Here is a 20404-nt window from a genome sequence, read left to right as displayed (position 1 = left end):
CCACCCCACCCACCCCGCAAACAAACAATGGCGCCACCCGCCCAAAAGCGAGTGGCGCCACCACAGACAGCAGACAGACGACTTCCTAAGCAGCCTCCACCGCCGCCGTAGCCTCCGCCTCAGCCTCCGACTCCAGCCCACCGGCCCGCTGCGAACCGGTGAAGACCAGCTTGGCGGTCTCGACCTGATCGGGGTCGCCTTCGCAGTCGACCAGCACGTTCTGCCCGGGCTTGAGCTCGGCGAACAGGATCCGCTCGGACAGCGTGTCTTCCAGCTCGCGCTGGATGGTGCGGCGCAGTGGCCGCGCGCCCAGCACCGGGTCGTAACCCTTCTTGGCCAGGAACTTCTTCGCGCTGTCGGTGAGCTCCAGGCCCATGTCCTTGTTGCGCAGCTGCTCGGTGATCCGCTTGATCATGATGTCCACGATCTGGAGGATCTCCGGCTCGGACAGCTGGTGGAAGACAATGGTGTCGTCGATCCGGTTCAGGAACTCGGGCCGGAAGTGCTGCTTGAGCTCGTCGTTGACCTTCTGCTTCATCCGGTCGTAGTTGGACTCGGCGTCCTCGGACTTCTGGAAGCCCAGCGAGACCGCCTTGGCCACGTCACGCGTGCCGAGGTTGGTGGTCAGGATGATCACCGTGTTCTTGAAGTCGACGATGCGACCCTGCCCATCGGTGAGCCGCCCGTCCTCCAGGATCTGCAGCAGCGTGTTGAACACGTCCGGGTGAGCCTTTTCGATCTCATCGAACAGGACCACCGAGAACGGCCGCCGGCGCACCTTCTCCGTGAGCTGGCCACCCTCGTCGTAACCGACGTATCCGGGAGGCGCACCCACGAGCCGCGACACCGTATAACGGTCGTGGAACTCGGACATGTCCAGCTGGATGAGCGCATCCTCCGACCCGAACAGGAACTCCGCCAGCGTCCGGGACAGCTCGGTCTTCCCGATGCCGGACGGGCCCGCGAAGATGAACGACCCCGACGGCCGCTTCGGGTCCTTCAGACCGGCCCGCGTGCGCCGGATCGCCTTGGACACCGCCTTGACCGCGTCTTCCTGGCCGACGATGCGCTTGTGCAACTCGTCTTCCATGCGGAGCAGCCGGGATGTCTCCTCCTCGGTGAGCTTGTAGACCGGGATGCCCGTCCAGTTGGCCAGCACCTCGGCGATCTGCTCGTCGTCGACCTCGCTCACGACGTCGAGGTCGCCCGCCTTCCACTGCTTCTCCCGCTCGGCCTTCTGCCCGAGCAGGGTCTTCTCCCGGTCGCGCAGCTGCGCCGCCCGCTCGAAGTCCTGCGCGTCGATCGCGGACTCCTTGTCGCGCCGCACCTGGGCGATCTTCTCGTCGAACTCGCGCAGGTCCGGCGGGGCGGTCATCCGGCGGATGCGCATCCGCGCGCCCGCCTCGTCGATGAGGTCGATCGCCTTGTCCGGCAGGAACCGGTCGGAAATGTAGCGGTCGGCCAGGTTGGCGGCTGCCACGAGCGCGGCATCAGTGATGGTCACCCGGTGGTGCGCCTCGTAGCGGTCGCGCAGGCCCTTGAGCATCTCGATGGTGTGCGCCACCGACGGCTCGCCCACCTGGATGGGCTGGAACCGGCGCTCAAGCGCCGCGTCCTTCTCCAGGTGCTTGCGATATTCGTCGAGCGTGGTCGCGCCGATGGTCTGCAGCTCGCCGCGGGCCAGCATCGGCTTGAGGATGCTCGCCGCGTCGATCGCGCCCTCGGCCGCGCCCGCGCCGACCAGCGTGTGGATCTCGTCGATGAACAGGATGATGTCGCCCCGGGTGCGGATCTCCTTGAGCACCTTCTTCAGGCGCTCCTCGAAGTCACCCCGGTAGCGCGAGCCCGCCACCAGCGCGCCCAGGTCAAGCGTGTAGAGCTGCTTGTCCTTGAGGGTCTCGGGCACCTCACCCTTGACGATCTTTTGGGCGAGCCCCTCCACCACGGTGGTCTTGCCGACACCGGGCTCACCGATCAGCACCGGGTTGTTCTTGGTCCTGCGGGACAGGACCTGCATCACCCGCTCGATCTCCTTCTCACGGCCGATCACCGGGTCGAGCTTGCCCTCCCGGGCCGACTGGGTCAGGTTGCGGCCGAACTGGTCGAGGACCAGGCTGGTCGAAGGCGCACCCTCGCCCGTGCCGGTGGTCGCGCCCGCGGCGGCCGGCTCCTTGCCCTGATAACCCGAGAGCAGCTGGATGACCTGCTGACGCACGCGGTTGAGATCCGCGCCGAGCTTGACCAGCACCTGGGCCGCGACGCCCTCGCCCTCACGGATCAGGCCGAGCAGGATGTGCTCGGTGCCGATGTAGTTGTGGCCGAGCTGCAGCGCCTCACGCAGCGACAGCTCAAGCACCTTCTTGGCCCGCGGCGTGAACGGGATGTGCCCGCTCGGCGCCTGCTGGCCTTGGCCAATGATTTCCTCTACCTGCTGGCGCACACCCTCCAGCGAAATGCCGAGACTTTCCAGCGCCTTCGCTGCGACGCCCTCACCCTCGTGGATAAGGCCGAGCAGGATGTGCTCCGTACCGATGTAGTTGTGGTTGAGCATCCGGGCCTCTTCTTGGGCCAGGACGACAACCCGACGCGCCCGGTCGGTAAACCGCTCGAACATTCCCGCTCCTCACCAGCGAAGCTGTTTCACTCACTCTAACGCCACCCACCGATAGATTCCGCGCGCCGGAAACAGCTGTCCGGACACCGTTTGGTAACCGACCAGTGACGTTCCGTCGGCACAGAAGTGGATTTAGCGGGACATAATCTCCCACCTTCCGCTTCTTCGGGGGCGTTATTGCCAACCTTGCCGCGTGCGCTCGTGTTCCGCAGTATCGACCGCTACGCGCAGAGCGAAACCCACCTCGGCCCGGCGGGCGCGAGAGCGGCTTGGGGCTTCGCCGGCGTAGCGCAGACGCAGTGTGACGGGGAAGGCCCTTGCCGGAGGTCACGCCGACCCGAGCCGACCGCTCACCCCGCAGCGACCGAGGCGAGACGCCCGCGGCCATGCGGCACTGCTATCTGTTGCCCGCCGCGTGGTAAGCCTCGATGAGCTTGGCCGGCACCCGGCCGCGCTCGCTCACCTTCTGCTTCTGCGACTTGGCCCACTCCCGCACCCGCTGGTTGAACGCCCGCTGCTCGGCGGCCGAGAGGTTCTTGGTCCGAGCCGTCGGCCCCGCCACGCGCCGGGCGCTGGCGTCCTTGCGCGCGGCCTTCATGAATGGCGCGAGTGCCTCGGCGAGCTTGTCGAAATTCTTCGGCCCGAGGTCGATCTCGTAATGCGCGCCCTCGAATCCGAACTTCACCGTGCGCACGTCCTTCTCCGACCCGTCAAGGTCATCCTGCAGCACGACAATTTCGCGCCTGGCCATGCGATTCCCCTCCACATTTATTGGTGAACCGCCATAGAATAGACCACGCTATTCCGGCCGGACCAGGGGGAACAATATTGTTTCCCGAATACCGAGGCCGGTGAATGCCATCAAGAGGCGATCTATTCCCACTCCGACGCCGCCGCTCGGCGCGAGCCCGTACTCCAACGCGCGGAGGTAGTCCTCGTCCAGCGGCATTGCCTCGGAATCGCCACGCTGAGCGAGCTTCGCCTGGGCGTCAAAACGCTCCCGTTGAATGACCGGATCGACCAACTCGGAATAGCCCGTGCCGAGCTCGAATCCCCGCACGTATAGATCCCACTTCTCGACCAGGCCGGGGTCGCTGCGATGCGCCCGCACGAGGGGCGACGTCTCCTCCGGATAGTCGCGCACGAATGTCGGGGCCTGCAGCGAGGGAACCACCAACTCCTCGAAGAGCTCCTCGGCGAGCTTGCCCGGAAGCCATTTGGGGTCGACCGCCAAATCGTGCTTCTCGGCGTAGCGGATTAACTGCTCGTAAGGTGTACTCACGGTCACCTCTTCGCCGAGCGCCGCGGAAAGCGAGCCGAACACGGTCACGGAGCGCCATTCTCCGCCGAGGTCGAATTCCGTGCCATCGGCATGAGTGACGACATGAGAACCGTAGACCGAAAAGGCCGCCTCCTGAATCACCTCACGGGTCAAAGTCGCCATGGAGTCATAGTCAGCATAGGCTTGATAGAACTCGAGCATCGCGAACTCCGGCGAGTGCGTCGAGTCGATGCCCTCATTGCGGAAGTTGCGGTTGATCTCAAATACCCTGTCTATGCCGCCGACCACGCACCGCTTGAGATATAGCTCCGGGGCAATGCGAAGGAAAAGCTCCGTGCCGAGCGCATTGGCGTGAGTCACGAACGGACGCGCCGACGCGCCGCCCTGCAGGGTCTGCAGCATGGGTGTCTCGACCTCGACATAGCCGCGGCTATGGAAGGAATCACGCAGGCTGCGGATCGTGGTGGCCCGGGTCCGCACCATGTCGCGGGCCAACGGGCGCATGATCAGGTCGACGTAGCGCTGCCGGACCCGGGTCTCCTCGCTCAGCGGCTTGTGCGCCACCGGCAGTGGGCGCAGCGCCTTGGCGGTCATCGCCCACGCGTCGGCGAGCACGCTGAGCTCGCCCCGCTTGCTGCTGATCACCTCGCCGGTGACCCCGACCTGGTCGCCGAGGTCCACCAGACGCTTCCACTCATCCAGCGCCGAAGCGCCCACCCGGTCGAGCGACAGCATGATCTGCAGCTGCGTGCCGTCGCCGTCCTGCAGTGTCGCGAAACACAGCTTGCCCGTGTTGCGCACGAACATGACCCGGCCGGTCGTCGCGACCTTGTCGCCGGTCGCGTGGTCGATCGGCAGCTCCGGGTATTTGTCGCGGATCTCCTTCAGCGTCGCGGTGCGCGGATAACCGAGCGGATAGGGCTCGGCTCCGGATTCCAGCAGGGCCTCCCGCTTGGCGCGGCGGATGCGCATCTGCTCGGGAAGCTCGGATTGCTCTTGGAGATCGTCGGAAGCGTCGGACACGTGACTAGCCTACCGAGCATGGATTTTGACGCGCATCGGCTTTCCTTCGGCTCGGTCGCCGAGCATTACGACCGGGTCCGGCCCACCTATCCCCGTGCCGCACTCGAATGGGTGCTGGGCACACAGCCCCGGCGAGTGCTCGATCTCGGCGCCGGGACCGGCCTGCTGTCTCGCGCGGTCATGACGCTTGGCCACGAGGTGGTGGCCGTGGAGCCCGACCCGGGGATGCGGGCTCGGTTCGACGCCGTGACACCGGGCGTCACCGCGCTCGCCGGGTCGGCCGAGGAGATCCCGCTGCCGGATGCGAGCGTGGATGTCGTGGTCGTGGGGCAGGCCTACCACTGGTTCAATCCCGACCGGTCGCACCCGGAGATCGCCCGCGTGCTCAAGCCGGGCGGGGTGTTCGCTCCAATGTGGAACACGCGCGACCTCGACCGAGAGTGGACCATCAAGCTGGACGACATCCTGCGCAATCCCGTTGAGTCGGGCGCGGCGGAGGACTTCGGGCCGCTGTTCACGCCGATCGAGACGGCTCTGTTCAAGCATTCGGTGCCGCAGACCCCCGACGGGCTGTGCGAACTGGTGAAGTCGCGGTCCTACTTCATCGTGTCGCCGCCCGAGCGGCAGGAGGAGATCTTGCAGAAGGTACGCGACCTGACTGCAGAACTCGGCGAGACCTTCGACATGCCGTACACCACCGAGGTCATGCGGGCCCTCAAGCGGTGAGGTTGCGCTCGAAGACGAGGCGCAGGCCAATCAGGGTGATCATCGGCTCGTGATGGGTGATGGTCCGGCACTCGTCCATGACGACGGGTGCCAGGCCGCCCGTGGCGATAACGGCCGTGACGCTGCCGCCCAGCTCCTCGATCATGCGGTCGACCACGCCGTCGACCTGGCCCGCGAACCCGTAGATCACCCCGGACTGCAGGCACTCGACCGTGTTTTTGCCGATCACGCGGGGCGGCTTGACCAGCTCCACCTTGCGCAGCGCAGCGGCACGGGCGGCCAGCGCGTCAACGGAGATCTCGATGCCGGGCGCGAGCACGCCGCCCATGAACTCACCGCGCGAACTCACGGCGTCGAAGTTGGTCGACGTACCAAAATCGACGACAATGGCCGGACCGCCAAAGAGCGTAAAGGCGGCAAGCGTGTTGACCACGCGGTCGGCGCCGACCTCCTTGGGGTTGTCGATGGCCAGCTGCACGCCCGTCTTGACCCCCGGCTCCACGATCACGGTCGGCATGCCGCCGTAATAACGCGTGAGCATGGTGCGCAGGGACCGCAGCGCGGCCGGGACGGTCGAGCACGCGGCCACACCGGTCAGCTCGACGCTGTCGTTGGCGAGCAGCCCGCGAAACATCAGGCCCAGCTCGTCGGCGGTGCTCCGGCTGTCGGTCTTGACCCGCCAGGAGTGCACGATCTTGTCGCCGTCGAACGTGGCCAGCACCGTGTTGGTGTTGCCGATATCGATGCACAGCAGCATGTGTCAGCTCCGGGTGCGCAGGTCCAACGCGATGTCCACGATAGGGGACGAGTGGGTGAGCGCGCCGACCGACAGATAGTCCACGCCCGTGGCCGCGAACTCCGGGGCCTGCTCCAGGGTCAGCCCGCCGGTCGCCTCCAGCTCGGCGCGGTCGCCCACCGCCTCGACGACCCGCTCAAGCTGCTCCGGGGTCATGTTGTCGCACAGCAAGAACGTCGCGCCGGCCGCCACCGCCTCCCTGGCCTCGTCGAGCGTGGTGACCTCGACCTGGATCTCGACCTTCGGGTGGCCGGCGCGGACCCGCTCGAAGGCGGCCGTGATGGATCCCGCCGCGAGCTTGTGGTTGTCTTTGATCATCGCGACGTCATAAAGACCCATTCTTTTGTTGGTACCCCCTCCGGCGCGCACGGCGTACTTCTCCAGTGGCCGCAAGCCCGGCGTGGTCTTGCGGGTGTCGAGCACGCGCGCTTTGGTGCCCGCAAGCCGCCGCACCCAGGCCCGGGTGTGCGTCGCCACACCCGACATCCGGCTCAGCAGGTTGAGCGCCGTGCGCTCGGCGGCCAGGATGGTGTGCGTCGGCCCGGTCACGGTGGCCAGCAGATCGCCCCGCTCGATGGTTGCGCCATCGCGCGCCAAGAGCGCGACCTGCGCTCCGGGCCCCGCCGACTCGAACACCGCCGCAGCCACCGCCAGCCCGGCCAGCACCCCGGGCGACCGCGCCACCACGTCGGCCACATCCGTCTGCTCGGCCGGGATGGTCGCGTCGCTGGTGATGTCGAGGTGCTCGGGCCCCAGATCCTCGCGCAACGCGTTCTCCACGATCCACTTGACGTCAAGCGGGTCGAGCCCCTGCTCACGCAACAACAAAGCGGTGCGTTCCCTCACGCCATAGCCTCCCATGTCTGGGTCAGTTCACCGTGCGGGTCCAACCCTACGAGCAGATGGCCGCGCCACTGCGGGTCGTCTGAGGGGTAATCCTCGCGCCAATGGCAGCCGCGCGTCTCGCGCCTGGCTGAGGCTGCCGCGACGAGCGCGCTCGCGACCGTCAGCAGGTTGTCCAGCTCCCAATCGCGTGGGGTGGTCTTGTCGAGCACGGCCGCGGCCTGTGCCAGCGACTCCGCGCTGCGCAGCACACCCGCGCCGCGGGTCATCGCCCGCTGCAGCGCCTCACGGGCGGCGGCTGTCTCGGGGCCGGGCGCGGTGAAGCTGGGCTTCATGGCCGCAGGCGTCTCGCCTCGGCCACCCGCCCGCGGTAGACCGCGTTGCCGCGTGTCCTCCGGCAAGGGGCTTGCCCCTAACACTCCGCTGCCGCTCCGTGGGCGTTGCCCCAAGCCGTCCTCTAGCCCCCGCCTGGCCGTGCGGGTGTCGTGCAGCACGGGATCGGCTTGGGGCGCAAGCTCTTTGGCGATGTCGAGCGCGATCCGCCGGGCGAACACGAGCCCTTCGAGCAGCGAATTGGACGCGAGACGGTTGGCCCCGTGCACGCCGGTGCACGCCACCTCGCCGCACGCGTAGAGCCCCGCGATGCTGGTCTGCCCCAACAGGTCCGTGCGCACCCCACCCGACGCGTAATGCGCCGCCGGCGCCACCGGGATGAGATCGGTGACCGGGTCTACCCCGGCGGCCCGGCAGTATGCGGTGATGGTCGGGAATCGGGTCGCGAGATCGGGCACATGCCGAGCGTCGAGGTGAACGTGGTCGGTCCCGTCGGTGAGCATCTGCCGGTGGATGCCCTTGGCCACGATGTCGCGTGGGGCGAGCTCGGCCAGCTCGTGCCGGCCCACCATGAACCTGCGCCCGTCGGCGTCGACCAGATGCGCGCCCTCACCGCGCAAGGCCTCGCTCACCAGTGGCTGCTGTGCCGTCCGGTTGCCGGGCAACCACAACGAGGTCGGGTGGAATTGCACGAACTCCAGATCGGTGACCGCCGCGCCGGCCCGGATCGCGAGCGCTACGCCGTCGCCTGTGGACACGGAGGGGTTCGTGGTCGCGGCGAAGATCTGACCCATGCCACCGGTCGCGAGCACGACCGCCCGCGCGAGCACCGCTCCCACGCCGTCTTCGGTGCCCTCGCCCAGCACGTGCAGGGTGACACCGCACGCCCGTCCCTCTTTCGAGTGAAGGAGATCGAGCACGAGGGCGTGCTCGACGAGCCGGATCCACGGGTCGCGGCGCACGGCCGCATGCAACGCCCGCTGCACCTCGGCGCCCGTGGCGTCGCCGCCCGCGTGCACGATCCGGTTGGCGTGATGGCCGCCCTCACGCGTGAGCATGAGCCGGCCGTCGGGATGGCGATCGAACGCGGCACCCATCTTGATGAGCTCGCGCACCCGGTCGGGCCCCTCCCGCACCAATACGTCCACGGCCGCCGGATCGCACAGCCCGACCCCCGCGACCATCGTGTCTTGAGCGTGCGCCTCGGGCGTGTCGAATGGATCCAGCACGGCCGCGATGCCGCCCTGCGCCCACCGGGTGGATCCGTCGTCGATGTTGACCTTCGTGACGACGGTGACGTGCAGCCCGGCCTCGCGCAGGTGCAGGGCCGCGGTCAGCCCGGCGATGCCGGAGCCGACCACCACGACGTCGGTCTCTTCGAACCAGCTCGGCTCGCGCGCGGGCAGCCGGGCCGGCAACTGAGGCAGATCCACGGGAACAGTCAACCGCGCGGTCACCGGAAGTTCATATGGGCTACGTCTCATCGCCCCTAATTGATCGGCAGGGCCTTCGTGCCGCCGCCCTTGAGCGAGGAACGCAGGGTCTTGTCGTTCAGCCACAGGTGGCAACGGATGCCGTGGTCGCCGGCGTTCCAGTCCGCTTTGGACGGATGCGAATAGTAGGTGCCGGTGCGGTACTTCATGTTTCCGTCGTCGGGCACGCCCACGTAAGCCGCGATCAGCGAGCGGCATTTGTCGTGCACCGCGGAGAGATTGTCTCGTACCGCATCATATGAATCATTGGAGATGAACGAGCCGACATATTCCGTGTTGTGCGGCTGGTCGCACGCGACCGGGACCCACGGCGCGTCGTCCTCCTTGCCGACCTGATAGCACCCACGCAGCAGGTCGGAACCTGCCGCGAGCGCGCCCTTGAGGGACTTCGTCGTGGACTTGATGTCGCCCAGTTCGTGTGAGGTCACGGCGATCTCGCAGCGGAACCAGCGGGCCCCGCCCTCCCAGGCGCCCGTCGACGGCAGGGAAACGGCGATCCAGACATTGCCGTCGCGCCACGGCGCGCCGACATATTCGGTGGCCTTGGTGTCGCACTCACCCCACGCGGCAGCGCGATATGGGCTGGTGGCGCCGGGCGGGGCGTTCAGCGCGGCGGCGTCACCGGTGAACTTGCCGACGTGCACCGTCTCGTAGCCATGGGAAGCGTTGCAGTCCAATGGTTTGTAGCTGCCGCGCGGGCTGGACTCCGAGTACGCGTCGGTGCACACTCCCGCCTGCGGCTCCCACCCGGTCGGCTCGGCCATGGCGGGCCACGCGTCGACCAGGTTGGTGCTGGCGCATCCGGAGACTCCCACGAGCGTCACGGCCGCCAGCGCACGGCCAAGCCTCCATCGCATCTCGCGACCCTCCCCCAGTTGAGTGGAACGCGAGCCTATCTCATCGCACCAACGTCATCCCGGCGACCGCCTCGGCCGGATCGCTGCCCAGCGCGAGGATGCGGTTGTCCGCGTCGACGTGGACCACCTTGGGCACGTAGGCACGTGCCGTCGCGTCGTCCATCTGCGCGTAGGAAATGATGATCACGAGGTCGCCGGGGTGGACCAGGTGGGCCGCGGCGCCGTTGATGCCGATGATGCCGGAGCCGCGCTCGCCGGGGATCACGTAGGTCTCCAGGCGCGCCCCGTTGGTGATGTCCACAATGGACACCTGCTCGCCCGGCAGCAGGTCGGCCGCGTCCAGGAGATCGGAGTCGATCGTGACCGAGCCGATGTAGTGCAGATCGGCCTGGGTCACGGTGGCCCGATGGATCTTCGATTTGAACATCGTCCTGGTGAACATCAGTGCAGCTCCACCTCAATGTTGTCGATCAGCCGGGTGGTTCCGACGCGCGCCGCGACCAGCAACCGGGCCGGACCGCTGTGCGCGGGGCCGAGCCGCGGATCGCGAAGCTCGAGATAGTCAACGCTCAACCCGGTGAGCTCCTTTCCCGCTGTGGCGAGCACCGCATCCGGCGTGTGCTGGGTCGCACCTTTGTTCAAGGCCCGCGATAGCGCGAGCGCGAGTTGGCGTTCGTCGGGTGACAGGTAGCGGTTGCGGCTCGACAGCGCGAGACCGTCCGGCTCGCGCACGGTCGGCACGCCCACGATCTCGACGTCGAGCGACAGGTCGCGCACCATCCGCTTGATGAGCGTGAGTTGCTGGTAGTCCTTTTCGCCGAAGTACGCGACGTCGGGGCGGGTGAGGTGGAGCAGTTTGAGCACCACGGTCAGCACGCCCGCGAAGTGGCCGGGCCGCACCGCGCCCTCCAACTGCTCGCCGAGCGGGCCGGGGTGGATCGTCACCTGCGGGGTGCCGTCCGGGTATATCTCGCGAACGCTCGGGGCGAAGACGATGTCGACACCCTCCGCTTCGCAGATTTGAAGATCTTTTTCAAGCGTTCGGGGGTACCGGTCCAGGTCCTCGTGCGCGCCGAACTGCAGTGGATTGACGAAGATCGTGACGATCACGAAGTCGGCATCCTTGCGTGCCGCGCGCATCAGCGCCGCGTGCCCGTCGTGCAGGGCACCCATGGTCATGACCACGGCCGTGCGGCCGGGGCCCTCGGGAACAGGCGCGGTTGTCACCAGCTTGGTCATCGCGTGACCTCGGCAGCCAGGACATCGAGCAGGGCTTCGGCCTCTGTGGCGCGCAGCCGGCCTGCGGCGATGGCCCGGTCGGCGGTGCGGCGGGCCAGCGCGAGATATGCGGGCAGCGAACCGGTGTGGGCGAGCACGTCCACGTGCCGGGCCACCGTGCCCGCGTCGCCCCGCGACACCGGGCCGGTCAAAGCGTTGTCGCCCATCCGCAGGGCGTTTTCGAGCGCTGCTTCCAGCAGCGGTGCGAGCACCTTCTCGGGCCGGACCACACCCGCGTCGCGCAGCCGGTCGGCGGCCTCGTTGACCAGCGTGACCAGATGGTTGGCACCGTGGGCCAGGGCCGCGTGATACAGCGCGCGATGGTGGTCGGCGATCCACTCGGGCACGCCACCGAGGTCGGCGACCAGGCGCGCGGCTGTGGCGCGCAGGTCGTCGGGTGCCGTCACGCCCCACGAGATGCCCGGCAGCCGGGCCAGGTCGGTGTGGCTTGCGGTGAACGTCATGGCGGGGTGCAGGGCCAGCGGGCGGGCGCCCCGCTCGGTGGCGGCCCGCAGGACTTCGAGTCCGTGCGCGCCTGAGGTGTGGGCGACGATCTGGCCGGGGCGCACGTCGAGCCCTTGGACAACGTCGGCAAGCGCGTCGTCGGGCACGGCGATCAGGATGAGATCCGCTCGCGGGGAGGCGCCGAATGCGACCTCATGGCCTGCCGACTCGAAGGCGGCGGCCAGAACAGCGCCGACCCGGCCGGCGCCGATGACACCAATAATCATGATCCAGTCCTCGTCAGTGGGGTACCGGTCGCACGCCAGTATGCGACCGGGACACCGATCTCGCCCAGAGAACTGTGCGGAAGTTAACCTCCCAACGGAACGTACTTGACGTTGGTCGCGGGGCGCTCTTGGCCGGGTAGTGCGTCGCCGTCATGCACCACGAGCAGGCCATTCGGGCATCCCGTGCAGGGCGAAGATGGTCAGGCCCTCGACATCGGCCGCTCCGCCCGCGCTCGCCGGGTCGTCGACGTCGGCGTCCCCGCCCGCGTCGTCATCGAACGGCGGTGGCGCCTCTGTCTTCGGGCGCCCTTCGGAGTCGAGCGCGTGCGCCGGCGACACGGCATGCGCCGGACCGTAGAGCCCGCACAACCCGCGACGAACGGCCGGTCTGTCTACGTTATGGAGGCGAGCGTCTCCTCCAGGGCGCGCTGATCCGGCCCGACGAAGGGTGTGGCCCGGGGTGCGTTGACAAGCATGTCGACGAATTCCGACGTGCGGCCGATCGCCGGCGGCAGGTGAGTGCTGAGGATCATCGACGGGTCCATGGCCCGCAACGGTTGGATGGTGTCCTCGTATCCGCCGCGGTCAGTGATGTGCACCCAAGGACTGTCCACAGCGGCCCAAAGCAGCTGTCCGGCGCGCAGGTCGTCGGCCGCGACCGCACCGACGTCGCCCGAGGCGGCAAGCTCCGGGCTGGCCATCGGCGCACCGAAGCAGTCGGAGCTGAAGCACACCCCCGACCGGTTGTCATGGAAGCCCACCGTTGCCGGGCTGTCATACAGCGGTGGCCGGAACGCGGTCAGCGTGCGATCCCCGACGTCGAGCGCCTGCCCCGGGTTGAGCAGATAGACCCGGTGCATGGGCATCTCCCACTGGCAGGACAACAGCCCCACACCCAGAAACGTGGTGACCAGACGTGCCTGCGGCGCCGCCGCCAGCAGTTCGAACAGCGCACCGGTGTGGTCCCGATCGGGGTGCGTGAGCCAGACCCACCGCACATCCTTCGGATCGATCACCGTGCTCAACCGATCCAGAAAGTCGTCGGCCTTGCCCGGCAGGCTCAGCCCCGTGTCCACCACCACCGCCTCGGCGGCGTGCAACACGAACGCGTTCACGGGCAGGAAACCGAGGCCCGGCACCGGCGCCTGGTCGTTGAGGACGCTCACGTCACGCCCCAGCCGATGGACATTCATGGTTCGCCCCTTCCACGCTTTCGCAATACACTTGTGTTCAGTGAAACTCCTGAAGAAAAGCGGTGTCAAGAGTTGAATGAACACCTAAGTTCACCGAAATCGCGGCCGTACCGCATGCGCAAGCGCGCCGAGCGGGTCGACCAGACGCGACAGCGCATCATCGAGGCCGCCGTCCACCTGCACGGCTCCATCGGCCCGGCGGCGACGACCATCGCGGGCATCGCCGCGCTCGCCAACGTCACGCGCCTGACCGTCTATCGGCACTTCCCCGATGACCAAGCGCTGTTCGACGCCTGCTCCGCGCATTGGCTGTCACAGCAGGACCTGCCCGACCCGCACGCCTGGACCCGGGTCGCCGATCCCGCGCAGCGCATGCGCGCCGGGCTCGCCGACCTCTACCGCTTCTATCGTGCCGGAGAGCCCATGCTGACGCTCGTCCATCGCGATCGTGCCGCGCTGCCCGACGCCCACCGCCGAGCGCTCGATGAGCAGGAGCGCCTCCACACCGCGATCCTGCTCGAACCGTTCCCGGGGGCGAAAGGCAAGCAGCTGCGAGCCGTTGTAGCGCATGCGGTTTCGTTCTGGACGTGGCGCTCCCTGTGCGTAACGCAGGGACTGTCCAATAGGGACGCCGTGAGCGTCATGACCACCCTGGCAATGGGTGTGGGCGAATGACACGCGTGCGAGAGGCAATGGAGCGCGCGCTTTATGGGCCCGACGGGTTTTATGTGCGCCACCGTCCGGGCCGGCACTTCCGGACCAGCTCGCAATCGGTGACGTTCGCGAGCGCGATCGCGCGCCTGGTGGCACGGGTCGACGCAGCGCTGGGCGCGCCGTCCACTGTGGACGTCGTGGACGTGGGCGCGGGCGAGGGCACGCTGCTGCGCAATCTCGTTGCGGCCCTTCCGGATGGGCTGCGCGAGCGGGTGCGGCCGCACGCCGTGGAGCTCGACGATCCGGTGATCCCCGACGGCATCGTGGGCGTGCTCCTGGCCATGGAATGGCTCGACAACGTGCCGCTGGACCTGTCGTGCGACGGGGTTTACCTCAACGACGGCGCTCCACTGTCCACGCAGGACGCTGCCTGGATCGATCGGTGGTGGCCCGCACCAGCACCCGGCCAGATCGTCGAGATTGGACGGACCCGGGATGAGGCCTGGGCCGCCGCTGTGGCCAAGCTGTCGGCCGGTCTCGCGCTGGCCGTCGATTATGGACATCTATCCGGTACCAGGCCGGCGCACACGACGCTGGCCGCGTTCCGGGACGGGCGCGAGGTCGGCGTGGTCTTCGACGGCAGCGCGGACGTCACCTGCCACGTGTCGATGGACTCGGCGGGCGAGGCGGGCGGGACGCCGTACCGGATAGAAAGGCAGCGAGAGGCGCTGAAGGGGTTGGGCGTCGACGGCGGGCGGCCACCCCTCGACCTGGCACGTTCGGATCCCTCAGGTTATGTCCGGGCGCTGGCGGCATGCAGCGAGGCCGGGACGCTGCTCGATCCCGACGGGCTGGGCGGTCATTGGTGGCTCACGCATGAGGTGGGGATTAGATTGTCGGAGTGACCACCACACGCGAGCTCACCGTCGGGGCCGGAGCCGGGGCACAGCAACTCGGCGCGGACATGGTCCTCAATATCGGGCCGCAGCATCCATCGACGCACGGCGTTCTGCGGCTGCGTCTGGTGCTCGACGGCGAGCGGGTGATCAGCGCCGAGCCGATCGTGGGCTACATGCACCGGGGCGCGGAGAAGCTGTTCGAGGTGCGCGATTACCGCCAGATTCTGGTGCTCACCAACCGGCACGACTGGCTTTCGGCGTTCAGCAATGAGCTCGGCGCGGCCATGGCGGTCGAGCGATTGATGGGCATCGAAGTTCCGGAGCGCGCGGTCTGGCTGCGTACCGCGCTCGCCGAGATCAACCGGATGCTCAACCACCTCATGTTCCTGGGGTCATACCCGCTGGAGATCGGCGCGATCACGCCCGTGTTCTACGCGTTCCGCGAGCGCGAAACCCTGCAGGCGGTGATGGAGGAGATCTCCGGCGGGCGGATGCACTACATGTTCAACCAGGTCGGCGGGGTCAAGGCGGAGGCGCCCGCCGGCTGGACCTCGCGGGCGCGCGACGCCCTCGGCCTGGTCGAAAAGCGCCTGCCCGACCTGGACCGGCTGATCCGCAAGAACGACATCTTCCTCGCGCGCACGGTCGGGGTGGGCGTGCTGACCGCCGCGCAAGCGGCCGCCTATGGCGCGTCCGGCCCGGTGGCGCGGGCGTCCGGGCTCGACTTCGACCTGCGGCGAGACGAGCCCTACCTGGCATACGGCTCGCTTGATGTGCCGGTCGTGACGCGCACGGCCGGGGACTGCCACGCGCGGTTCGAGGTCCTGCTGGATCAGGTGTATGTGTCGCTGGACCTCGCCCGGCAGTGTCTCGATCGGCTCGACACCATCAAGGGCCCGGTCAACGTGCGGCTGCCCAAGGTCGTGAAGGCGCCCGAGGGCCACACCTACGCCTGGACCGAAAACCCGCTGGGCATCAACGGGTACTACCTCGTCTCGCGGGGCGACAAGACCCCGTGGCGGATGAAGCTGCGCACGGCCTCCTACTCCAACGTGCAGTGCCTGTCCACGCTGCTTCCCGGTTGCCTCGTGCCTGACCTGATCGCGATCCTGGGCTCGATGTTCTTCGTGGTCGGCGACATAGACAAGTAGGCGGGTTTCCGTGCCCGCCCGCATTAGCGGGCATGCCTCACGCGTGGCTGAGCAATCCAGGGTCTAGCGGGCCGTCGAGATCGATGCGGATCAGGGGTCGGGTGTGGCCGCACGCACCGATTCTGACACCGTCGGCCAGGCATTCTTCGGTTCGCGGGTCGAGTCGGACTGGCGCGAGGGCAGCCCGATCACGTTCACCGGCGAGCGGGAAGGCAAGACTGCTTGGCCAGCTCGTACCGGTCGAGCGCCCGCGTTCACCGGCGAGCGGGAAGGCAAGACATTCCGCGACCAGGGTCGGCAGCGTCCGGAATTCGTTCGCGGGTCGGCGATCGCGCTCACACGCGCAGCAGTCGTAGGCCGTGTTTCAGAAGCGGGCTCGTGAGGCTGTCGTATGGTTTTGGCACTATGCGGCGTCATGAGGACACAGTGACGTTTGATTGTGCCGACCCGCACGCCCAGGCCAGATTTTGGGCGCAGGTGTTCGGCACTATCGTCGAAGATTATTCGATGCCGGTCGACCAGTTGGTAGCGCATGGCCGGATGCCGTCAGACGACCGGATCGTGATCGAGGGCCGCTCCGCGGTCCGAGAGGTGGCGGCATGCAGTGATCCGGCGGGGATCGAGCCGCGGCTGTTCTTTCCACGGGTACCCGAGGGGAAACCTGACGAACCAAGAACCGGTACGCCCGAACCCCGGCGGAAACACAATCGGCTTCACCTCGATGTCCGCATCGGCGAGGATGACCGCGAAGAGGTTGTCGCCCGGTTGGTCGCCCGTGGGGCAACCAAGCTGTCTTCGACGAAGAACTTCTCGTGGGCCGCGAACCGTTGCGGGTCGAAGACGAACGCGGCCGTGCTACGGCCCGGTGAGTACTCGTGCATCGGCGCCGTCGTGGATCTGCACCCGGTGGTGTGTGGCCGGAACTTGATGTCGCCATACAGCACGCGTGTGGTGACGGTACTGTCCCGGGGCCGAGCCCACCCACCTGGTCAGTTCGTGCGGGTACCTGTGCAGCCGGTGCGACGTGTGCGGCTCGAACACGTCAAGGCTGGCCATCGCCGCGATCTCCGGCGGGATTCGCACCAGGTTGGTGCTGTACAGGACGAGGTGCTTGACCTCGGTCAAGGTTGCGATCGTGGCGGCCGCACAGGTCATGCTTGACCTTGACCCGAGGTCAAGGTGGAAGGTTCCCGCATCGGCAGGACGCCGAGGGGAATCGAGCGCTTCGAAGGAGCGGACCACCATGACCGCCAACGTTTCCAGCCAGACCGCCGACCGCCTCCAGCGGACGATCGAGACGATCGTGGACCCCGGCATCATCGGGATCACGGTCCGCTTGCACGACGAGCAGGGCGAATGGGTCGGCGCCGCCGGCGCTGCCGAACTCAGCGTAGACGCCAAGCCGCCCGCCGACGGGCACATCCGGATCGGCAGCAACACTAAGACCTTCACCGCGACCCTGGTGCTGCAACTCGTGGCCGAGGGCAGGATCGGGTTGGACGATCCGGTCACCGATCACCTGCCCGAGTTCGGGATCGACGAGCGGATCACGGTGCGGATGTTGCTCCAGCAGACCAGCGGCCTGTTCAACTTCACCGGCGAGGTCTACGAGGACGGATCGATCGTGCTCGGCATCCCCATGCCCTACGGCCCCAATGGAAAAGAATGGCTGGACAACCGGTTCAAGACCTACCGGCCGCAGGAACTGGTCGAACTCGCGCTGTCCAAGCCTGCGCGGTTCGAGCCCGGCACGGGCTGGAGCTATTCCAACACCAACTACGTCCTTGCCCGGCTGCTCATAGAGAAGGTCACCGGACGCACCGTCACCGAGGAGATGCAGCGGCTGATCCTGACCCCGCTCGGCATGTCGCACACCGTTGTGCCAGACGACGCGGAGATCGCTGAGCCGCACGCCCACGCCTACTACCGGTACGACGAGGACGGCGAGCCGCGCACCGTCGACATCACCCGCCAGAACCCTTCCTGGGTCTCCGCCGGCGGCGACATGATCTCAACGACCGAGGACCTCCACACGTTCATCGCCGCGCTCACCGGCGGCAAGCTCCTCCCGGACGAACTGCGCGAGGAAATGTTCACCACGCGCGCCACGGGCATCCCGGGCATGGACTACGGGCTGGGGGTTTTCGTGCTGACCACCGACGACGGCGCCACCGTCATCTCCCACAACGGCGCCTCCGTGGGTCACGCGGCGCTCATGTACGCCACTCCCGACGGGGCCAAAACTCTGACCGCCGCCCTGAACTGCGTGGACGACGCGAACCTCACTGTCGCCGCGGCGTTCCAGAAGGCCCAGCATCGGCTCCTCAACGAGGTGTTCGGCGGCGGGCAGGCCGCGTAAACCCCTGAGAACCGGGGCCGCGCCGAGCTTGCCGAGCCCGGCGCGGCCGGTTCCCCGCACCCGGCCGGCGATCGGTGCCCCCGAACCCCAAGGCAGGATGAGCAGATGCGCAACGGAGTCACGATCGGCCACGCGGCCGCGTTCGTCGGCATCACGATCAAGACGGTGCGGCACTACCATAAGCTCGGCCTGGTCGCCGAGCCCGAACGCGACTCGTCGGGTTATCGGCGGTACGGATCGGACGACCTGCTCAGGCTGGTGCGGGTCCGGACCGTGGCCGCCGCCGGCGTGCCCCTGGCCGAGATCGGGCCTCTTCTCGCATCCGACCCCGCGCTGTTCACCGCCGCCATCGTTCAAGTCGAGCAGCAGCTCGACGAGCGCATCGCGGAGCTCACCGCGCGGCGCGCCATGCTGCACCGGCTCGCCAACGGCGACCGCGCGCTCCTGCCCGACCGCGCCGTGGACATGCTGGAGCGCATGCTCGACGTCGGATACTCCGAGGACGAGGTCGCGGCCACCAGGGACGGCTGGATCCTCGCCCGGGCGCTCGTCCCCGAAGGCTTCGACGACTACCTCACCCAGTTCGAGCACGCCCTCAAAGACCCCAAGCTCACCGCCTTGACCAGGCGCATCGCCGAGGCCGCGACCTGGGAGGCGGGCGATCCTCGCATCGACCGGCTCGCCGCCGACGCGGCCGACCACTACCTGGCCGACCCCGAACTGCTGAAGACCGTCACGGGCATGCAGGCCCGCACCGACACCGTGGCCCGCTACGGGATGATCGCCCGCCACGGCGACCAGCCGACCCCGGCCATGGCACGACTGTCCACACTCTTTGAGTCCAAACTCCGCGCCGCCGGCGTCCGCATCCCCAGGTCCGCCCCCCATTGACCGCACAGCGAACCGGCCCCTTTCAGACGATACTCGCAATGCACAGGGCCCGTCCCGGTGCGGGACGGTCCGATCCCTCGCCTAGCCTCTTGACCGTGGCAGCAGGCGACCTCCCAAGCCCTCCCGACTTTCATCGTTGTTGGCGTGGGCCGGAGCCGGACGAGTGATCCGCGCTGAGGCGCCGGAGGTGGCCGGGTGGCGCCTCCGGCACGCACAGAAGGCGGCGTTGACCTCGTGCGGTGTACCGCTGCTGGACGACATCGTCGACATGACCCTGTTCGCGGCGGAGCCGCAGGACGGCAAGTATCGCCGGGACGAGCGGCGATCCGCACCGGCCCGGCGACACCTACCTGGCGAAGTCGGAGTCGTGCCTGGTGTCAGTGCACCCCTGGGGCGAAGCCATGCCTCTTCAGGTGCTCGGACAAGGCCCGGGTCGGGGAGTTTGTGGGCCGCGTCTTCACCCGCGTTTTCCCGCGTCTCGCAGAGGGCAAGATCGCTAAGAATCGGGTGCCTTGACGTGCATGTCGATGCGGATCAGAAGGGCGCCGAGGTTCAACGGCTGGTCGGGCTTGGTGCGCAGTTGATCGAAACGCATGCGATCGAGGTCCGCTGACGTACGTGATGCGCGACCCGGAAGGCAACGAGTTCTGTGTGCACTAACGACTTTCCGGTCTCCGGCTGACGCTTACCGTTCTGCAGGCGGACGAACATAGGTCGTGTATGAGAAGCTCGGTGACAGTTTCGCCGGTCACGAGTTGATCTCGGTTGTGTCCGGTGTGGAGACATGAACGGGTCTCCCGTAGATGAGTCAACGACCAGAGGACATTTCTACCCAGACCTCGTGGCCAGCGTGGCGGTGACGAGGCGGCACGACCTCACCGACGCGCAGTGGGCGGCGCTGGAGCAGCTGCCCCGTGGGCATCAAGCCGGGTCGGCCGCCGAAGGGGTCTCGGGGCGGGCGGCCACCGACCTTCGACCCGAGATCTACAAGCAGCACGCCGTGGAGTGCGGCATCAACCGGCCCAAACGCAACCGCGGCATCGCCACCCGGTACGACAAGCTCGCCGTCCGCTACGAGGTCACCGTGCACATCGCCGCGATCAACGAATGGCTACCCCGCATATGAAACAGGCTCTAGTAGTAGTACTTTGTTAAGTTCAGGTGTGTCGTTGCGTGACTTTGACCCGGGTTCTGGCTGAGATTGTGGTGTGAGGACTGGTGAACTGGAGCGGGTAGCGCCCCGGCTGGTGGATTTCACTGCTCGGATGTTGGACGGTGTGC

Annotated in this window: 20 protein-coding genes and 3 pseudogenes; 10 read left to right on the top strand and 13 right to left on the bottom strand. The window is 67.6% G+C overall.

The window, feature by feature from the left end; translation table 11 throughout:
* Positions 1 to 85 precede the first annotated feature (85 nt).
* The 3 genes from DM816_RS28495 to lysS all read right to left on the bottom strand — a co-directional run bounded on the left by DM816_RS28495 (position 86) and on the right by lysS (position 4868).
* Entirely contained in the window at positions 86 to 2614 is a 2529-nt protein-coding gene (locus tag DM816_RS28495) for an ATP-dependent Clp protease ATP-binding subunit (protein ID WP_117213472.1), read from the bottom strand.
* Between the two features lie 397 nt (positions 2615 to 3011).
* Positions 3012 to 3365: a histone-like nucleoid-structuring protein Lsr2 gene (locus DM816_RS28490; protein WP_117213471.1), complete on the bottom strand. Its 354-nt coding sequence runs from the start codon at positions 3363 to 3365 to the stop codon at positions 3012 to 3014.
* A gap of 48 nt (positions 3366 to 3413) precedes the next feature.
* Positions 3414 to 4868 (bottom strand): lysine--tRNA ligase, encoded by a 1455-nt coding sequence (gene lysS / locus DM816_RS28485; RefSeq protein WP_117213474.1) that lies wholly within the window; start codon positions 4866 to 4868, stop codon positions 3414 to 3416.
* A 69-nt stretch (positions 4869 to 4937) separates the two neighbouring features.
* Here lysS and DM816_RS28480 point away from each other — a divergent pair, with 69 nt between their 5' ends.
* Positions 4938 to 5645, top strand: a complete 708-nt coding sequence (locus tag DM816_RS28480; protein ID WP_117213470.1) for a class I SAM-dependent methyltransferase — start codon at positions 4938 to 4940, stop codon at positions 5643 to 5645.
* On the opposite strand, the gene DM816_RS28475 is transcribed toward DM816_RS28480, so the two are convergent.
* The 9 genes from DM816_RS28475 to DM816_RS28435 all read right to left on the bottom strand — a co-directional run bounded on the left by DM816_RS28475 (position 5635) and on the right by DM816_RS28435 (position 13169).
* A complete protein-coding gene (locus tag DM816_RS28475; protein ID WP_117213469.1) occupies positions 5635 to 6402 on the bottom strand; it encodes a type III pantothenate kinase in 768 nt (255 codons plus the stop codon). The two genes, DM816_RS28480 and DM816_RS28475, sit on opposite strands and share 11 nt — an antisense overlap.
* A gap of 3 nt (positions 6403 to 6405) precedes the next feature.
* The gene (gene nadC, locus DM816_RS28470) at positions 6406 to 7302 is read right to left on the bottom strand and encodes a carboxylating nicotinate-nucleotide diphosphorylase (protein ID WP_117213468.1); all 897 of its coding nucleotides are present in this window, start codon (positions 7300 to 7302) and stop codon (positions 6406 to 6408) included.
* Positions 7284 to 9101 carry an L-aspartate oxidase gene (locus DM816_RS28465; RefSeq protein WP_425455279.1) on the bottom strand — a complete coding sequence of 606 codons (1818 nt, stop codon included), beginning with the start codon at positions 9099 to 9101 and terminating at the stop codon, positions 7284 to 7286. The genes nadC and DM816_RS28465 overlap by 19 nt, the downstream gene beginning before the upstream one ends.
* Before the next feature lie 5 nt (positions 9102 to 9106).
* Entirely contained in the window at positions 9107 to 9967 is an 861-nt protein-coding gene (locus tag DM816_RS28460) for a septum formation family protein (protein ID WP_117213467.1), read from the bottom strand.
* Positions 9968 to 10007: 40 nt separating this feature from the next.
* Positions 10008 to 10409: an aspartate 1-decarboxylase gene (gene panD, locus DM816_RS28455; RefSeq protein ID WP_117213466.1), complete on the bottom strand. Its 402-nt coding sequence runs from the start codon at positions 10407 to 10409 to the stop codon at positions 10008 to 10010.
* A complete protein-coding gene (panC, locus tag DM816_RS28450) occupies positions 10409 to 11206 on the bottom strand; it encodes a pantoate--beta-alanine ligase (RefSeq protein ID WP_117213465.1) in 798 nt (265 codons plus the stop codon). The genes panD and panC overlap by 1 nt, the downstream gene beginning before the upstream one ends.
* Positions 11203 to 11976, bottom strand: a complete 774-nt coding sequence (locus DM816_RS28445) for a Rossmann-like and DUF2520 domain-containing protein (RefSeq protein WP_117213464.1) — start codon at positions 11974 to 11976, stop codon at positions 11203 to 11205. The genes panC and DM816_RS28445 overlap by 4 nt, the downstream gene beginning before the upstream one ends.
* Positions 11977 to 12126: 150 nt before the next feature.
* The gene (locus tag DM816_RS28440; protein ID WP_162907929.1) at positions 12127 to 12315 is read right to left on the bottom strand and encodes a hypothetical protein; all 189 of its coding nucleotides are present in this window, start codon (positions 12313 to 12315) and stop codon (positions 12127 to 12129) included.
* A gap of 53 nt (positions 12316 to 12368) precedes the next feature.
* On the bottom strand, positions 12369 to 13169 hold the full coding sequence (locus tag DM816_RS28435; RefSeq protein ID WP_117213462.1) for an MBL fold metallo-hydrolase: 801 nt from the start codon (positions 13167 to 13169) through the stop codon (positions 12369 to 12371).
* 114 nt (positions 13170 to 13283) lie between these two features.
* Between DM816_RS28435 and DM816_RS28430 the strand changes: the two genes are divergently transcribed.
* The 5 genes and pseudogenes from DM816_RS28430 to DM816_RS45955 form a co-directional block, all read left to right on the top strand.
* Complete coding sequence (locus DM816_RS28430) at positions 13284 to 13844, top strand: TetR/AcrR family transcriptional regulator (protein WP_117213461.1); 561 nt, start codon at positions 13284 to 13286, stop codon at positions 13842 to 13844.
* On the top strand, positions 13841 to 14728 hold the full coding sequence (locus DM816_RS28425; protein ID WP_117213460.1) for an SAM-dependent methyltransferase: 888 nt from the start codon (positions 13841 to 13843) through the stop codon (positions 14726 to 14728). The genes DM816_RS28430 and DM816_RS28425 overlap by 4 nt, the downstream gene beginning before the upstream one ends.
* A 59-nt stretch (positions 14729 to 14787) precedes the next feature.
* Positions 14788 to 15873 carry an NADH-quinone oxidoreductase subunit D gene (locus DM816_RS28420; RefSeq protein ID WP_425455280.1) on the top strand — a complete coding sequence of 362 codons (1086 nt, stop codon included), beginning with the start codon at positions 14788 to 14790 and terminating at the stop codon, positions 15871 to 15873.
* A 103-nt stretch (positions 15874 to 15976) separates the two neighbouring features.
* The gene (locus DM816_RS28415; protein ID WP_117213458.1) at positions 15977 to 16255 is read left to right on the top strand and encodes an SRPBCC family protein; all 279 of its coding nucleotides are present in this window, start codon (positions 15977 to 15979) and stop codon (positions 16253 to 16255) included.
* 23 nt (positions 16256 to 16278) lie between these two features.
* Positions 16279 to 16620: pseudogene (locus DM816_RS45955) on the top strand (VOC family protein); the annotation flags it as partial.
* 108 nt (positions 16621 to 16728) lie between these two features.
* On the opposite strand, the gene DM816_RS44710 reads toward DM816_RS45955, so the two are convergent.
* Positions 16729 to 16998 carry a hypothetical protein gene (locus DM816_RS44710; protein ID WP_246002340.1) on the bottom strand — a complete coding sequence of 90 codons (270 nt, stop codon included), beginning with the start codon at positions 16996 to 16998 and terminating at the stop codon, positions 16729 to 16731.
* A 118-nt stretch (positions 16999 to 17116) separates the two neighbouring features.
* Here DM816_RS44710 and DM816_RS28400 point away from each other — a divergent pair, with 118 nt between their 5' ends.
* The 4 genes and pseudogenes from DM816_RS28400 to DM816_RS28385 all read left to right on the top strand — a co-directional run.
* Positions 17117 to 18232 (top strand): serine hydrolase domain-containing protein, encoded by a 1116-nt coding sequence (locus DM816_RS28400; RefSeq protein ID WP_117213457.1) that lies wholly within the window; start codon positions 17117 to 17119, stop codon positions 18230 to 18232.
* A 105-nt stretch (positions 18233 to 18337) separates the two neighbouring features.
* Complete coding sequence (locus tag DM816_RS28395; RefSeq protein ID WP_117213456.1) at positions 18338 to 19123, top strand: MerR family transcriptional regulator; 786 nt, start codon at positions 18338 to 18340, stop codon at positions 19121 to 19123.
* A gap of 136 nt (positions 19124 to 19259) precedes the next feature.
* Positions 19260 to 19481 (top strand): annotated as a pseudogene (locus tag DM816_RS45950) (SUKH-4 family immunity protein); the annotation flags it as partial.
* A 574-nt stretch (positions 19482 to 20055) separates the two neighbouring features.
* Positions 20056 to 20249: pseudogene (locus DM816_RS28385) on the top strand (IS5 family transposase); the annotation flags it as partial.
* Positions 20250 to 20404 lie beyond the last annotated feature (155 nt).

The sequence above is a fragment of the Allorhizocola rhizosphaerae genome (genome assembly GCF_003426775.1).
Taxonomy (GTDB): domain Bacteria; phylum Actinomycetota; class Actinomycetes; order Mycobacteriales; family Micromonosporaceae; genus Allorhizocola; species Allorhizocola rhizosphaerae.
The sequence above is the reverse complement of the archived record's forward strand: the minus strand, read 5'-3'. Positions and strand labels throughout refer to the sequence as shown.

What these genes read in the sequence shown, in the direction of transcription:
- DM816_RS28495 (WP_117213472.1), bottom strand. Translation starts at nt 2,614, where the DNA reads ATGTTCGAGCGGTTTACCGACCGGGCGCGTCGGGTTGTCGTCCTGGCC.
- DM816_RS28490 (WP_117213471.1), bottom strand. Translation starts at nt 3,365, where the DNA reads ATGGCCAGGCGCGAAATTGTCGTGCTGCAGGATGACCTTGACGGGTCG.
- lysS (WP_117213474.1), bottom strand. Translation starts at nt 4,868, where the DNA reads ATGCGCATCCGCCGCGCCAAGCGGGAGGCCCTGCTGGAATCCGGAGCC.
- DM816_RS28480 (WP_117213470.1), top strand. Translation starts at nt 4,938, where the DNA reads ATGGATTTTGACGCGCATCGGCTTTCCTTCGGCTCGGTCGCCGAGCAT.
- DM816_RS28475 (WP_117213469.1), bottom strand. Translation starts at nt 6,402, where the DNA reads ATGCTGCTGTGCATCGATATCGGCAACACCAACACGGTGCTGGCCACG.
- nadC (WP_117213468.1), bottom strand. Translation starts at nt 7,302, where the DNA reads ATGGGAGGCTATGGCGTGAGGGAACGCACCGCTTTGTTGTTGCGTGAG.
- DM816_RS28465 (WP_425455279.1), bottom strand. Translation starts at nt 9,101, where the DNA reads ATGAGACGTAGCCCATATGAACTTCCGGTGACCGCGCGGTTGACTGTT.
- DM816_RS28460 (WP_117213467.1), bottom strand. Translation starts at nt 9,967, where the DNA reads ATGCGATGGAGGCTTGGCCGTGCGCTGGCGGCCGTGACGCTCGTGGGA.
- panD (WP_117213466.1), bottom strand. Translation starts at nt 10,409, where the DNA reads ATGTTCACCAGGACGATGTTCAAATCGAAGATCCATCGGGCCACCGTG.
- panC (WP_117213465.1), bottom strand. Translation starts at nt 11,206, where the DNA reads ATGACCAAGCTGGTGACAACCGCGCCTGTTCCCGAGGGCCCCGGCCGC.
- DM816_RS28445 (WP_117213464.1), bottom strand. Translation starts at nt 11,976, where the DNA reads ATGATTATTGGTGTCATCGGCGCCGGCCGGGTCGGCGCTGTTCTGGCC.
- DM816_RS28435 (WP_117213462.1), bottom strand. Translation starts at nt 13,169, where the DNA reads ATGAATGTCCATCGGCTGGGGCGTGACGTGAGCGTCCTCAACGACCAG.
- DM816_RS28430 (WP_117213461.1), top strand. Translation starts at nt 13,284, where the DNA reads ATGCGCAAGCGCGCCGAGCGGGTCGACCAGACGCGACAGCGCATCATC.
- DM816_RS28425 (WP_117213460.1), top strand. Translation starts at nt 13,841, where the DNA reads ATGACACGCGTGCGAGAGGCAATGGAGCGCGCGCTTTATGGGCCCGAC.
- DM816_RS28420 (WP_425455280.1), top strand. Translation starts at nt 14,788, where the DNA reads ATGGTCCTCAATATCGGGCCGCAGCATCCATCGACGCACGGCGTTCTG.
- DM816_RS28400 (WP_117213457.1), top strand. Translation starts at nt 17,117, where the DNA reads ATGACCGCCAACGTTTCCAGCCAGACCGCCGACCGCCTCCAGCGGACG.
- DM816_RS28395 (WP_117213456.1), top strand. Translation starts at nt 18,338, where the DNA reads ATGCGCAACGGAGTCACGATCGGCCACGCGGCCGCGTTCGTCGGCATC.